Annotated in this window: 12 protein-coding genes; 7 read left to right on the forward strand and 5 right to left on the reverse strand. The window is 34.4% G+C overall.

Annotated elements, in window-relative coordinates:
• The first annotated feature begins 84 nt into the window (after positions 1-84).
• A complete protein-coding gene (locus tag AP058_RS11320) occupies positions 85-2,502 on the forward strand; it encodes a DUF5916 domain-containing protein (RefSeq protein WP_066310646.1) in 2,418 nt (805 codons plus the stop codon).
• A gap of 142 nt (positions 2,503-2,644) precedes the next feature.
• The gene (gpmI, locus tag AP058_RS11325; RefSeq protein WP_066310649.1) at positions 2,645-4,162 is read left to right on the forward strand and encodes a 2,3-bisphosphoglycerate-independent phosphoglycerate mutase; all 1,518 of its coding nucleotides are present in this window, start codon (positions 2,645-2,647) and stop codon (positions 4,160-4,162) included.
• A 150-nt stretch (positions 4,163-4,312) separates the two neighbouring features.
• Here the strand turns inward: gpmI and AP058_RS11330 are convergent, their stop codons facing one another.
• From AP058_RS11330 to AP058_RS11340, 3 genes are all read right to left on the reverse strand, one after another.
• A complete protein-coding gene (locus AP058_RS11330) occupies positions 4,313-4,861 on the reverse strand; it encodes a DUF6646 family protein (protein ID WP_066310650.1) in 549 nt (182 codons plus the stop codon).
• Between the two features lie 248 nt (positions 4,862-5,109).
• Positions 5,110-5,856: a hypothetical protein gene (locus tag AP058_RS11335; RefSeq protein ID WP_066310651.1), complete on the reverse strand. Its 747-nt coding sequence runs from the start codon at positions 5,854-5,856 to the stop codon at positions 5,110-5,112.
• 331 nt (positions 5,857-6,187) lie between these two features.
• Positions 6,188-7,414 carry a DUF445 domain-containing protein gene (locus AP058_RS11340; RefSeq protein WP_066310652.1) on the reverse strand — a complete coding sequence of 409 codons (1,227 nt, stop codon included), beginning with the start codon at positions 7,412-7,414 and terminating at the stop codon, positions 6,188-6,190.
• A gap of 176 nt (positions 7,415-7,590) precedes the next feature.
• On the opposite strand from AP058_RS11340, the gene map reads away from it, so the two are divergent.
• The 5 genes from map (at position 7,591) to apaG (ending at position 11,514) form a co-directional block, all read left to right on the forward strand.
• The gene (gene map, locus AP058_RS11345) at positions 7,591-8,409 is read left to right on the forward strand and encodes a type I methionyl aminopeptidase (RefSeq protein ID WP_066310655.1); all 819 of its coding nucleotides are present in this window, start codon (positions 7,591-7,593) and stop codon (positions 8,407-8,409) included.
• Positions 8,410-8,458: 49 nt separating this feature from the next.
• Positions 8,459-8,803, forward strand: coding sequence for a GxxExxY protein (locus AP058_RS11350; protein WP_157492706.1), 345 nt, complete (start codon positions 8,459-8,461; stop codon positions 8,801-8,803).
• A 46-nt stretch (positions 8,804-8,849) separates the two neighbouring features.
• The gene (locus tag AP058_RS11355) at positions 8,850-9,617 is read left to right on the forward strand and encodes a class I SAM-dependent methyltransferase (protein WP_066310658.1); all 768 of its coding nucleotides are present in this window, start codon (positions 8,850-8,852) and stop codon (positions 9,615-9,617) included.
• 180 nt (positions 9,618-9,797) lie between these two features.
• Complete coding sequence (locus AP058_RS11360; protein WP_066310661.1) at positions 9,798-11,048, forward strand: DUF5103 domain-containing protein; 1,251 nt, start codon at positions 9,798-9,800, stop codon at positions 11,046-11,048.
• A 79-nt stretch (positions 11,049-11,127) separates the two neighbouring features.
• Complete coding sequence (gene apaG / locus AP058_RS11365; RefSeq protein WP_066310667.1) at positions 11,128-11,514, forward strand: Co2+/Mg2+ efflux protein ApaG; 387 nt, start codon at positions 11,128-11,130, stop codon at positions 11,512-11,514.
• Here the strand turns inward: apaG and pdeM are convergent.
• Together pdeM and AP058_RS11375 are read right to left on the reverse strand one after the other, a co-directional pair.
• Positions 11,511-12,146, reverse strand: coding sequence for a ligase-associated DNA damage response endonuclease PdeM (gene pdeM / locus AP058_RS11370; protein WP_066310669.1), 636 nt, complete (start codon positions 12,144-12,146; stop codon positions 11,511-11,513). The genes apaG and pdeM overlap by 4 nt on opposite strands.
• 3 nt (positions 12,147-12,149) lie before the next feature.
• Positions 12,150-14,609 carry a ligase-associated DNA damage response DEXH box helicase gene (locus AP058_RS11375; protein ID WP_066310671.1) on the reverse strand — a complete coding sequence of 820 codons (2,460 nt, stop codon included), beginning with the start codon at positions 14,607-14,609 and terminating at the stop codon, positions 12,150-12,152.
• Positions 14,610-14,671: the final 62 nt, after the last annotated feature.

Here is a 14,671-nt window from a genome sequence, read left to right on the forward strand (position 1 = left end):
CCTTCAAAATTTTTAAATTTACCTAAAACTGTAACGGATCCAAATTTTTGTAGTCTATTAGAAAAAGCTATATCAATTAGAGTTATGAAATCAATCGTCTATTACCTTCTTCTATTATTAACCACAGTTAGTTACGGTCAGAAAAAGATATTAAAAACTAATTCTATCACAGCGAACATTATAATAGATGGTAAAACTGACGAACAAGCTTGGCAGGAAACCGACGTTGCCAAAGACTTTGTAATGTTTGAGCCAGACAACGGAAAACCAATTCCGTACGAAAAAAGAACAGAAATTAAAATTATTTACGATAACGATGCACTTTACATTGCAGCGATAATGTATGACAATGAACCCACTAAAATTTTAAAAGAAATTACACAACGAGATAGTTTTGGAACGTCTGATCTTTTTGGTGTTTTTATAAATGGTTTTAACGACGGACAGCAAGATTTTCAATTTTTCGTTCCTGCGTCTGATAGCCAAGCCGATTGTATTACCACAGATGCCAATGGCGAAGACTATTCTTGGGACGCCGTTTGGGACAGTAAAGCGCTGATAACCGATTTTGGCTGGGTCGTAGAAATGAAAATTCCCTATGCTGCGCTGCGTTTTTCGGCAGATAGCAAACAAACTTGGGGGCTTAATTTTTTTCGAGAAATAAAAAGAGACCGAGAAAAATATACTTGGAATCTTATTGATACCAAAATTGGAAGTTTTACACAACAAGCTGGTATTTTGCAGGGTATCGAAAATATTAAACCTCCTACTCGATTGTTTTTAATGCCATACACTTCTTTTTATCTCAATGCAGCCGAAGGACAAAAAACCTACGGAACATTGAAAGGTGGATTGGATATTAAATACGGAATTAATGATGCTTTTACTTTGGATGCCATTTTAGTTCCAGATTTTGGTCAAACTAAATTTGACGATCAGATTTTAAATTTAGGTCCTTTTGAACAGCAGTTTAATGAAAATCGTTCGTTTTTTACGGAAGGAACCGATTTATTTAGCAAAGGTAATTTGTTCTATTCCCGCCGAATTGGCGGCTCTCCTTCGACAACGATAGAATTAGCAGAAAATGAGGAATTTATCGAAAATCCGTCTGCTGTCAATCTAATAAATGCATTAAAAATTTCGGGACGAACCAAAGGCGGTTTAGGAATTGGAATTTTAAATGCGATCACCGAAAAGACACATGCAGTTATTACTAACACAGTCACCAATGTAACGCGTCGTGAAGTAGTAGAACCTTTGACCAATTATAATGTTTTGGTTTTGGATCAACGATTTAGAAAAACCTCATCCATAGCCTTTATTAATACCAATGTAACTAGAGATGGCGCTTTTAGAGATGCGAATGTTTCGGCCCTGACTTGGGATTTAAATACCAAAACCAATACATTCGGAATTACAGGAAGTATGAAATACAGTTTAATTAATCAATTGGAAGATAAAAAAGGTTCTTATGCTGACATAAATTTTGCCAAAACAAGCGGGAAATACCGTTTTAATTTGGGAGCCGACTTGGTAACTAAAGATTTTGACTCAAACGATTTAGGAATAAATTTTTACACTAATTTTTATAGCTTTTTCAGCAATGTCAATTATCGTATTTTAAATCCAACCAAAAGTTTCAATAAGCTCAGGCTGAATTGGAATGGGTATCTTGAATACAATAAAGAAACGGGTGCTTTACAAGACAATAATTTTAATGTCAATACCAGCATTACAACTAAAAAAAATAATTTATTTGGCTTTGGAATCGGCGTAAATCCGCTGGAAGTATTTGATTATTACGAACCTCGTGTGGCCGATCGCTTTGTAGTAATTCCTAGAAAAATTGAAAACTGGATTGACTTCTCTACCAATTACAATAAAAAATTTGCTGTCGATATAAATACTCGAGTTACTTTTTTAGACGAACCAGGCCGCGCTATTTATGACGTTGCTGTTGGTCCGAGATACCGTTTTAGCGATAAATTCTTGTTAGTTTACAATTTTAATTTCATCAAAAACACGAACGACAAAGGATATGCTGATCGTATCGATGCCGATTTTAACACTACTAGTCCCAAAACGATCATTTTTGCCAATAGAAATGTCATCACTTACTCAAATTCTATTTCAGGAAAATACGCACTCAACAGCAGAATGACTTTTAATTTATTAGTTCGTCAATACTGGTCTTATGCCGAAAACAAGCACTATTTATCTTTGAGTAATGACGGGACTTTGACTGACTTCGCAACTTATTCAACTAACAAAAACTCCAATTTCAACTCTTGGAATGCTGATTTATCGTACGCTTGGTGGTTTGCTCCAGGAAGCCAACTTTCGCTACTGTATCGTAATAGTGGTGCTGGTTTCGAAAGAGAAATCAACAAGCATTTAGGCGAAAATGTTTCTGCTTTAATTAATAATTCGAAACTGAATCACGTATTTTCAATTAGTATTAAGTATTTTATTGACTACAACGTGGTTAAAAATAAATTTTAGAATGCATATATTTTAAAAAAGAATCCCTTCTTTAAAAAAATAATTGTTTTTTGGTACGGTTCTCTTTATATAATACAATAGTAGCACCGATATTCTTCAAGGTTTTACAAATGCCTTATCTTTGTTAAAAATTAAAATAAAGATGAACAAGAAAGTAATACTAATGATTTTAGACGGTTGGGGAAAATCTCCTGATCCTAAAGTTTCTGCCATAGACAACGCCAACGTTCCATTTATAAACAGTTTATATACCCAATATCCAAGCGCGCAATTACGTACTGACGGTCTAAACGTAGGTTTGCCTGAAGGTCAAATGGGAAATAGCGAAGTAGGCCATATGAATTTGGGTGCTGGTCGTATTGTGTACCAAGATCTAGCCAAAATAAATTTAGCTGTTGCTAATAAAACACTTGCCAAAGAACAAGTATTAATCGATGCATTTTTATATGCAAAAGAACACAATAAAAAAGTACACTTCTTAGGATTGGTTTCTGATGGTGGCGTGCATTCGCACACCTCTCATTTACGCGGCTTAATAGATGCATCTCAACAATACGGATTAGATAAAGTATACGTTCATGCGTTTACAGATGGACGTGATGTAGATCCAAAATCGGGTAAAGGCTACATTGAGAATCTTCAAAATTACATTAAAAATACGCCTGTAAAAATTGCCTCTATTATTGGTCGCTATTACGCAATGGATCGCGACAAACGTTGGGAACGCGTCAAATTAGCATATGACTTACTTGTAAATGCTGATGGTGCAAAGGCATTAGATCCTGTTGCAGCCATGGAAGCAAGTTATCAAAACAATATAACCGATGAATTTGTTGCTCCCATTGTAATGGTGGACAGCGATCAAAAACCGCTAGCTACAATTGAAGAAGATGATGTGGTTATCTTTTTTAATTTTAGAACAGATCGTGGTCGTGAATTGACAGAAGCGTTATCGCAACAAGATTTTCACGAGCAAAACATGCACAAACTAAACCTGTATTATGTAACCTTGACCAACTACGACGAAACGTATCAAAACGTAAAAGTGGTTTACAACAAAGATAATATTACTGAGACTTTAGGTGAAGTTTTAGAAAAAGCAGGCAAAAAGCAAATTCGCATTGCCGAGACAGAAAAATATCCGCACGTAACCTTTTTCTTTTCGGGTGGACGAGAAAATCCGTTTGAAGGCGAATCTAGAATATTGAGAAATTCCCCAAAAGTAGCAACCTACGACTTGCAACCAGAAATGAGCGCCTTTGAATTAAAGGATGCGTTGATTCCCGAGTTGAACAAACGCGAGGTTGATTTTGTATGTTTAAATTTTGCCAATGGCGACATGGTTGGCCATACTGGAATTATGAGTGCAGCAATATTGGCCTGTGAAGCCGTTGATGCTTGCGTAAAAGAAGTTATTGAAGCAGCTTTAGCTAATGATTATACGACCATCGTAATTGCCGATCATGGTAACTGCGAAACAATGATCAATCCAGATGGTAGTCCAAATACTGCGCATACTACGAATCCGGTTCCAATTATATTGGTTGATAAAGATTTAAAATCGATAAAAGATGGTGTTTTAGGTGATATTGCTCCCACTATTTTAGAATTGATGGGTATTGCGCAACCTGCAGTAATGACTCAGCATTCTTTGTTGTAATTTTAAAAAATCTTTTAGTACATTTCAAATAAAATTAGAAAGTGGGTATGAAATTAATTTCTCAAACCCACTTTTTTTTAAAAATATATCTAGAATAAAGTCCAGTTTGCGTTAAACAAGCCAATTAATCAGATTTTTTTAATTGCCTGTTTACAAAGTAAAAGAAACTCCTGCACTTACTACAGGCTTAAGGTAAAAATTATAATATACCCTTGTAGACGATTCATCGATTAAAAATTTATTCGCTATAATAGGACAGTAGCCATTAAAATATACTCCTAAATTTTCCATAAAAAAATATTTAAATCCTCCTTGGACTCCAGCACCATTAATACCACCCGATGTACCGACATAGATATCGATAGATTCACCATCCATTTTAAAAAAAGGTGTTAGGTGTACGTTTAATGACGCAGCCATATTCATTTTTTCAAAAGAATCTGCATTATCTCCATCATTAATGTTAATGTCCCAAGAATCATAAATTGGAGGCAATGTTTCAGTTTTAAAAACGTAGCCATAAATGAATCCAATTGATAAATAATTAGACAGTCCGATTTCATAACCAACTTCAGCACCGATTCCTTTATCCTGAAATGATACTCCAACTGAATATTTAGCATCATAAACATCGTCCCAAGCTTGTGAAAACGCATTAACTGCAAAAAGCAAGCATCCCAAAAGTAGTGTTTTTTTCATACAGGTTTTTTAAGTATTTTTGATTTATCGGCTGAATTCTGCTTGCTTTTTTATAGAAAGTATATTTAAAAATAAATATGTAGTATTGATATTATACATAAAACCGAACTGATTTTTTAGAAATAGTTCGGTTTTATATGTAAAAGCAGTTCGTTAAATTTTCTTATTCTTGAGTTGATTTACTTCTTATTACTAAAGTTGAATTTATTAAAAAGCACTGAACTAATACATTGTAAAAATAGCCAAACTTACTTTTTCTTCTTAGGCGCACTATTACTTTTGCTAGCACTATTAGAAGTGCTTTTAACCTTGTTACTTTTAGTAAGCTCACTTTTAGTTGTAGTAGCTTTAGGAGTTATATAACTATTATAGTACTCTACTACCTTTAACATATCGTCAGACTTATATTCTTTATTTTTAATTTTTTCAGCAATCACAGCATTGTCTTTGAAGTAATATTGTCCATACTCCCTAAAGAATACATTATAACCAATACCTCCACCAACAGCAAATACAGAAACTAGTACGGGGTAATCTTCGTCTTTCTTTTTTAAATAATGATTACTAGCTGCCTCTACTACTCTCATCGAATCTTTTTTGATTCCATATTCTTGGCCTCCAAGGTAAACCGATACCTTTCCTTTTTTTATTAAGCAAATCCAACCCTCATCTAAAACTTTAAACTCAGTACCTTTTGACTTATAAACTTTAGTTTTTGTCCAGACAAAAGTATAAACCTGTTTCTTGTTACTGTCAAATAACTGAATTGAATCAATATCAGCACTCGCTATTTTTTGATGATTTTTTTTATCAATTTTAATTTTTACTTTTTTAGCGTTAAATTTTGGAAAATCAACCTCACCGCTAATCTTTTCATTATTTTTTTTGAAAATAATCCCATCTGCCTCTTGTTCTCCTAATCCTAAGCGAATTGTAATTTGAGAGTGTGCTAAAGAACTTATTAATAGAACAGTTATCATCAATAATTTTCTCATTTTTTTTATTTTAAATAATTAATTGTAAAGGATGCAAATATATAAATTAACAATTAATTATTAAGAAAAATAATCTACTAACAGAGCAGCCATAATGCGCTATTAATCAGAAGATTGTATGACTTCTAAATGTTTTGGAGATTATAATTTTATAAAAGTGTCTTAATAGTTAAGACGAAGTGGTACATACTATTATTATCCATCACAAATAATAGAAAAGACGAATCAATTAGCTATCGTGTACCTTTCTTTCAAATGAATTTTTAAAGCTGTAGAAGTTAATTAAAAATCAAACCTTAAAAGACTGTCGGTATAGAGCAGTCTTATTTTTTTATATAAAATGTTCTACAAAATAAATTACTAGCCCAACAAATCCACCGACTACTGTTCCATTGATTCGAATAAATTGCAAATCCTTACCTACTTCTAATTCTAATTTTTCTGCTATTTCTTTTTTATCCCAACTCTGAACGGAGGTTGCAATTAAATCCCCAATTGCTTTTTTATTTCGAAGTAAAACGCCCAACACATCAACTTTAAGGAAGTTGTTGATTTTGTTTGTCATCACCACATCATTTTGAACATTAATTCCGAAATTACGAATCATGTTCGCTAAGTTTTCCTTAATCTTAGAATCCTTACCCTTATCCAAATCATCAGTAATTGCACTTTTCAATTCTTGCCAAATCGAGCCAATATAATTTTGCACTTCTTCTTTTTGCGTAAATTCTATAATCAAAGATGTAATCTTTTGCTGCATTTCTGGAGAGTTTTTCAACTCCTCAATAAAGTTTAACACATACAAGTTAATTTTCTTTCGGATAGCGCTTTCTGGCTCTTTAGCCATTAACAAAAATTCATACAAACCGTTAAAAACTCCATCTGCAATTTTTTTATCAGCTACACCCAATGTATACCACGGTGTTGCTTTTTTAACTTTTTCTCTAATTTCCGCTTTATTAGTCTCTAGTTCGGTTGCCAAAATAGCTAATACGTTTGTAATTAGTTGCTCCTGTTTGTCACTTTTAGACAACGATTCCAGTCCAATTGCTATCCATTCACCAAAGTTCATTTCTTGCAATTTTTCTTCAAATTGTTTTTGTATAAAGTTTTTTACATCGGCATCATCTATGGTTTTTAAAACACCAGGAATAATGTTTTCGACTACTAATGCGGCAATAGTATCTGCGTTTTTCTCTTCCTGCAACCAGCTGGTTGCTTTACTTGCAAAATCAAATTCATCCAATTTCAGTTCTAATTTTTCCTTGATCAAAAATTCATCCGAAACAAAAGTTCCTAAATTCTGACCAATCGCATCTTTATTGTTCGGAATCAGGGCCGTATGTGGAATCGGAATTCCTAACGGATGTTTAAACAAGGCTACTACTGCAAACCAGTCGGCAATTCCACCGACCATTGCGGCTTCACTAAATGCTTTCAACCATCCTATCTTATAATGATTTGCAACAAAAAAGCAAATTACTGCCAATCCCAAAACACTCAATGCGACCGTTTTCATTTTGGTTAAGCTGGCTTTTTTAGCTTGATTATTGTCCATATTATTTCCTTTTAAATTTTAGTATACGCTAATTTAAGCATTTGTTTTTAGAGAAATTACTCCATTCGAATGAACTTTAGCTTTTCTAACCTGTAAAAAGCCCCCTTTTAAATACAAAATCAAAACAATATAAATAATTTAAAAATTGTACTTTTGCCAACTGAAAATACGAAATTATGATCATAGTAAAATCACGTGAAGAAATAGAATTAATGCGCGAAAGTGCGTTAATCGTATCGAAAACATTGGGAATGATTGCTTCTGAAATTAAAGAAGGAGTGACTACATTATATTTAGATAAACTTGCTGAAGAATTTATTCGGGACCACGGAGCGGTTCCCAGCTTTTTGGGCTTGTATGATTTTCCAAATTCACTTTGTATGAGTCCAAACTCACAAGTGGTACACGGAATTCCGAACAATACACCATTACAAAGTGGTGATGTAATCTCGGTTGACTGTGGTGCGTTTAAAAATGGTTACCATGGTGATCATGCCTACAGTTTTGAAATTGGAGAGGTAGCACCAGAAACCAAAAAATTATTACAAGTAACCAAGGAATCATTATATATCGGAATTCGCGAATTTAAAGCAGGAAACCGTGTAGAAGATGTTGGAAACGCAATTCAAAAATATACTGAAAGTCACGGTTACGGCGTAGTTCGTGAATTAGTAGGACATGGTTTAGGACAAAAAATGCACGAAGATCCTGAAATGCCAAATTATGGTAAACGTGGTCGCGGTAAACTTTTTGTGGAAGGTATGGTTGTCGCCATCGAACCGATGATTAATCTCGGTACAAAAAACATCAAACAGCACAAAGACGGTTGGACAATTACAACTGCAGATGGAAAACCAAGCGCGCATTTCGAACATGATGTGGCGTTAATTGATGGCAAACCAGAAATTTTATCGACATTTAAGTACATCTATAAAGCGCTAGGAATCGAAAGCGACGAAGAAGAGGAATTTAGAAGAGTGCCTTTGGTGGTATAAGTTACTTACTGTTTAACACAGATTTCACAAATTGTCACAAATTATTTATATGGAAGACTTTTATTTAAAAGAAGAAACATACAAGATAATTGGAGTCTGTATGGAAGTTCACAAAATACTTGGAAAAGGACATAGTGAAAAAGTATATGGAGATGCATTAGAATATGAATTTAAAAAAAATCAAATTCTTTTTAGTCGCGAAGTAAAATTTAACATCGTTTACAAAGAAGTTATTTTGCCTAGTTATTATTTTTCTGATTTTCTAATCTACGATCAAATTATTTTAGAAATAAAAGCAATCCAACAACTTTCAAATAGTGAGATAAAACAAACATTAAACTATTTGGCGGCCTCAAAAAAGAAAATAGGACTACTAATTAATTTTGGAAGATAGTCTAAAGTACAAAAGAATCATTTTATAATTTTATCTGTGAAAATCTGTGAAATCTGTGTTTAAATTAGTCCTTAATACCATTCCCCGTCCATTGCTTATTCGTTTAAGTTATTTGGCACGTCCTATAATTGCTTTGTCTTTAAAAGGAGATAAATTTACTGATCCTATCGATGGCAAGAGTTTCAAGTCAATGTTGCCTTATGGATATGAAAAACAACGCAATAATGTGCTGTCGCCAAGTACACTTTCTTTGGAGCGCCATCGATTGTTGTGGTTGTATCTAAATGAACAGACAGACTTTTTTACAGCACCAAAAAAAGTATTGCATTTTGCGCCCGAACAAGCTTTTTATAAGCTTTTTAGAAATCAAAAAAACCTAGATTACACGACAACTGATTTATTTTCGCCTTTGGCGGATGTAAAAGCAGACATCTGTAATTTGCCTTTCAAAGACAATGAATATGATGTCATTTTATGCAATCACGTTTTAGAGCATATTCCAGATGACACAAAAGCCATGCAAGAATTATATCGTGTTTTAAAACCAGGTGGAATGGCAGTTTTGCAGATTCCACAAGACTTGAATCGCGAAGTTACTTTTTCAGATGATACAATTACTGATCAAAAAGAACGTGCGAAAATATTTGGACAATACGATCACGTGCGCATATATGGGCGCGATTATTTTGATAAATTGAGAAGTATTGGATTTACGGTAATTGAAGAAGATTACACGAATAAAATTGCACCTGAACTGGTAGAGAAATATTGTCTAGCTAAAGGCGAAATAATTCCGCTTTGTTTTAAAAAGTAGAGTTCGTTCGCAATCAAGACGTCCTCCACCAATATATTTCATTAAAATACATACCTAAAAAACGCACTCCAATTCATTAAATTGTAGTGCGTTTTTTTTTAACTTTATTACAATTGAACCAAACACAAATACTAAATCGAAATTTTATTTGTTACATTTACTAAACTGCAAATCACAAACATGCTAAAGTATTTTACTAAAATCGTATTTTTTTTATGCTTATACTCTGCTACGGCACAAGTACAAACGGAAGTCGTTCCACCGTATAACATTAAAACAATTTCTTTTGTAGAAAATGAAATCAATATGACTCCAATTTTTGAATTGGGCTCGGATTTCAAAATTCAATTTGATGATTTATTCGGCAATGAAGCCAACTACAATTACGTAATTATTCATTGTGACTACAATTGGATTCCGTCTGATATTCCGAAAACAGAATATCTACAAGGGTTTGATAATCAAAGAATTCAAACATATACCAATTCAGTCAATACCTTGCAGCTCTATTCGCATTATGAGCTTTCGATACCCAACCAAAATACACGTTTAAAAATTTCTGGAAATTACATTATTCAAGTTTTAAACGAAGATGGCGAGATTGTATTCTCAAGAAAACTCATGATTTACGAAAATCTGTCCACTGTTCCGACTCAAATTAAAAGGAGTCGAGACATTAGCACGATCGATTACATGCAAAATGTGGACTTTGCAATTGCTTCTCAAGCGTTGACTTTTGAGCAGCCTCTGCAAAATGTAAAAGTAGTATTAATTCAAAACGGCAATTTCAACACGGTGCTAAAAAATATTCGTCCACAATACACAATTGGCAATGAATTAATTTACAAATACAATAAAGAAACGCAGTTTTGGGCGGGAAACGAATATTTATATTTTGAGAATAAAGAGATACGTGTAGCTAACAATAATATTTCGCGAATCGGTTTTGATAATGAAATATACAAAGCGTATTTGTATACAAATGAGGCGAGAGGAAATAATCTCTATTCAAATTACCAAGATGTAAACGGAAATTTTGTGGTTAAAAATTTCAACTCAGTCAATAGTAGTATTGAAGCCGATTATGCTTGGGTTTATTTTAGCCTTTCTGCTCCTTCATTTCAAATCAATAAGGACATTTACATTACCGGAATGTTTAACAATTATATTTTATCGGCTGAAAATAAAATGGATTACGATGCTAAAAAAGGACTGTATGAGAAAGCTATTTTAATCAAACAAGGATTTACAAACTACCAATATCAAGTTGCCGATGCAAAGGGGATTATTGACACTGAAAACGCTGTCGATGGTAACTTTTATCAAACGGAAAACGAGTATACCGTTTTAGTTTATTACAAAGCCAACAACGATCGTTACCAAAGAATTATTGGCAAAGGAAGCGCTAACTCCCTAAACATTACCAATTAAAAAACATTTTTCGTAATGGGTATGATACAGCTTTTTTTTTGTAAGTTTGCTGTATAACACTTATATATACGACTTTAGTATGGTTACTCAAATAACAAGAGGTATAAAAATTACAGTTTTGACTAGTTTTGAAGGCACTTACTTTAAAAACTATAAGCTGCACTTTGCTTTTAGCTATATTGTTACTATCGAAAATCACAGTAAAGACTCAGTTCAACTTACTTCTCGCCATTGGGAAATCTCTGATTCTCTTAACGATGTGGAAGTTGTGGACGGAGAGGGTGTGATTGGAAAAAAACCAGTTTTAAAACCTGGCGAACTACACACCTACAGCTCTGGTTGTTTGTTGGCTTCTCCCTTTGGAGCCATGAGTGGTTATTTTAATATGATTAATTTTACCTCTACTAAAACTTTTAAAGTTATAGTGCCTACTTTTAGACTTTGTGCTCCTTTTGCATTGAATTAATTTAAAGCAATTGCTATAACTTCTTCTTTTGTAATTGCATAAACTTGGTCGTTTACTGAAGGAATCAAGTAGGCATTTCCAGTAAATTCGCCAAATGCAGGAAAAATTAGCTGATTTGGTTTTCTAAAAAAGCAAGATAAACTTAGGAACTGTCTGCCCAAACCTTTTAATTTTATCCCTGGATGAATGTGTCCACAAAAATTAAAAAGGCCTTCTTTTTCTGTGGGATGATGGGTAAGCAAAAAATCGTCAATAAGTAGTTCACTGTGAATTTCAATATTTAGTTCAGAATAATATTGACTGTCTATAATATCATGATTTCCTTCAACCAGAATCATTTGCTGCACATAGTTGCTTTTCCATTCTACAAAGTAATTCCACTCATTATTGATCTTACTGTGGAATAGATCACCTAGAAATATCACTTTTTCAGGATTAAAAAAATCTAAAACTTTGCTTAACCGCGAGAAATTTTCATAAATAGCTTCTTCGGGAATGCCTATTCCATTTTTTCTAAAATGCGCTACTTTGCCCAAATGGACATCCGAAATTAAAAGAATATTCTTGTCTTCCCACAAAGCAACGCCCGATTGGTGTAAGGTAAAGCTTTGATTGTTTATTAGTATTGTCATATATTATTTCATGTAACTCGCGGTCATTTTCTTTATTCTTTCTTGCAATGTTTCGCTTGATAATTTTTCGCGAAGTCGATCTGTAATTATTGGAAAACTAAATGGAGTTGGCTTTTTGCATTGTTTCCAAATCAAAACTTGACTGTTGATTCGTTCTAAAGCTTGAAGCAAACGACCTTCTTCCAACTGATGCTCGAATGTTTCAGTGAAGGCTTGTTGCAATAATAAATTATCTGGCTCGTAATCCCTAAAAACTTCAAATAATAATTGGGATCCACTTTGCAAATGTTTGGTTTTAATAGGCCTGCCTGGCATTCCGGTAAAAACCAATCCTGCTATGACGGAAATGTCTCTAAATTTTCGGCGGGCCATTTCTGTAGCATTCAAACTTTTTTGCAAATCCTCATGCACATATTCTGAAGAGAACAAATTATTGTCAAACACCGCTTCCATATCAATTTCTTGGTCAGAAAGCAATTCGAATCCGTAATCATTGTAGGCTAAAGAAAATGTAATGGGCGTCAATAAACTAATGCGATAAGATAAAATACTTGCCAAAGCTTCGTGTACAAATCGACCTTCAAAAGGATAAAAAACAGCATGAAATCCTTCTCGCGTTTTAAAAGTTTCAATTAAAAATTCATCGGTATTGGGAACGATACTTTCTCTGCGCTGCCGTTCAAAAATAGGAGCAAGCGCTTGTAGCTCAGGAGTTAGCTGATCTGTATTTGCGGTGTACAATTCTTCCCGCAACAATTCGCTCATTTGCACCGACAATGCCATTCGACCGCCCATCCAACTTACAGTTCGCGATGCTTTTTTAGGATCGGCTTTGCGCACTAAAACCTGCATATTTTTAACCCGGTACAGTTCTAATCTTTTTCCGGCAAAAGTAAAAACATCTCCGGGTTGTAACTTGGATGCAAACCATTCTTCGATAGAGCCGATGTAGCCACCACTTAAAAATTTTACTTGCAAGGAAGCGTCGCCAACGATTGTTCCTATTTGCATTCGGTGGTGCATGGCAATAAAGCGGCTGTTGATTTTATAAAGTCCGTTTTCTTCGATTTCTACTTTTTTAAATTCATCATAAGCTTGCAAACTTTGACTTCCGTTGGTAATAAAATTCAAAATCCAGTTCCAGTTTTCTTTGGTTATGTTTTGATAACAAAATGTCTGTCTGACTTCTTCAAATATTTCATCTGGAAAAAAACCATCGGATACAGCTAAAGTATTCAGGTATTGAACCAAAACATCCCAACTATTCAGATACGGAATTCGATCTTCTACAATTGTTTTCGCCACTGCTTTCTTTAAAGCCGAAGCTTCAATTAATTCCATTGCATGCGTCGCCAGAAAATAAATAACACTTTCTTTGCCAGGTTGGTGTCCGCTTCGCCCTGCTCTTTGCAAAAACCGCGCAACGCCTTTTGGTCCGCCGACTTGTATGATCGTTTCAACCGGTGCAAAGTCAACGCCCAAATCTAAACTAGAGGTACAAACGACCACTTTTAATTCTTCCTGTCGAATAGCGTTTTCCACCCATTGTCTCGTTTCGCGGCTAATGCTTCCGTGGTGCATTGCCATTTCTCCTGCAAATTCAGGGTATTTTTCTAGAATGGCCTGAAACCACATTTCGCAAGCAGATCGAACATTGGTAAAAATAAGCGTGGTTTTGCTTTTCCGGATAATTTTTGCAACGGCATCGATTAAATGTAAACCCATGTGCCCACGCCAAGGATAAGTTTCCATTTTTTCGGGAATTATCGAAAGTACTTTTATTTTTTTATTGATATTGGCTTTAATTAAAACCGAATTTTGATACGCTTCTGAGTTTAACCCTAGCAAAACTTGCTGCGCCAATTCTAGATTGCCTATAGTTGCTGAAATTCCCCAAATGCGCATTTTTGGAGCAATAGTTTTTAATCGGGACAATGCCAATTCCATTTGCACACCACGTTTTGTACCTAATAGCTCGTGCCATTCATCCACGACAATAGCCGAACAATTGGCAAAGGTTTTTGCAAACGCTTTTGAAGCCAACAAAAGTTGTAAACTTTCAGGAGTGGTTATTAATAGATCAGGCATTTTCTTCCCTTGCTTGACGCGCTCACTTTGAGATGTATCTCCCGAGCGAATACCTACCGTCATTTGTGTGTCTAAATCCTGAACAATTCGTTCTGCCGCTTGCTTAATTTCTACAGAAAGCGCGCGCAAAGGCGTGATCCAAATCGCCTTGAGTCCGGGTTTGTGTTTTGTTTTATAGTCGGGATTTTTTTTAATGTAATCAAGAACGATAGGAAACCACAAAGCGTAGGTTTTCCCGCTACCAGTTGGCGCGTTTAACAAACCATTTTTGCCCTGCAAAAAAGCAGTCCAAGTTTGTGTCTGAAACGGAAAAGATTTCCATCCTTGTGTCTGAAACCAATCTTCGGCAATAGTATATAATTCTTCTCTATTCATTAATTGTCTCTAAATTGTAAAAATCCCTGTATCACCTCTTTATTCTATATGCTTCATCCTTC

Origin of the sequence: Flavobacterium sp. TAB 87, assembly GCF_001529295.1 — a bacterium.
GTDB lineage: Bacteria > Bacteroidota > Bacteroidia > Flavobacteriales > Flavobacteriaceae > Flavobacterium.

Coding starts and splice junctions, on each gene's coding strand:
- AP058_RS11320 (WP_066310646.1), top strand. CDS start 85: ATGAAATCAATCGTCTATTACCTTCTTCTATTATTAACCACAGTTAGT.
- gpmI (WP_066310649.1), top strand. CDS start 2,645: ATGAACAAGAAAGTAATACTAATGATTTTAGACGGTTGGGGAAAATCT.
- AP058_RS11330 (WP_066310650.1), bottom strand. CDS start 4,861: ATGAAAAAAACACTACTTTTGGGATGCTTGCTTTTTGCAGTTAATGCG.
- AP058_RS11335 (WP_066310651.1), bottom strand. CDS start 5,856: ATGAGAAAATTATTGATGATAACTGTTCTATTAATAAGTTCTTTAGCA.
- AP058_RS11340 (WP_066310652.1), bottom strand. CDS start 7,414: ATGGACAATAATCAAGCTAAAAAAGCCAGCTTAACCAAAATGAAAACG.
- map (WP_066310655.1), top strand. CDS start 7,591: ATGATCATAGTAAAATCACGTGAAGAAATAGAATTAATGCGCGAAAGT.
- AP058_RS11350 (WP_157492706.1), top strand. CDS start 8,459: ATGGAAGACTTTTATTTAAAAGAAGAAACATACAAGATAATTGGAGTC.
- AP058_RS11360 (WP_066310661.1), top strand. CDS start 9,798: ATGCTAAAGTATTTTACTAAAATCGTATTTTTTTTATGCTTATACTCT.
- apaG (WP_066310667.1), top strand. CDS start 11,128: ATGGTTACTCAAATAACAAGAGGTATAAAAATTACAGTTTTGACTAGT.
- pdeM (WP_066310669.1), bottom strand. CDS start 12,146: ATGACAATACTAATAAACAATCAAAGCTTTACCTTACACCAATCGGGC.
- AP058_RS11375 (WP_066310671.1), bottom strand. CDS start 14,609: ATGAATAGAGAAGAATTATATACTATTGCCGAAGATTGGTTTCAGACA.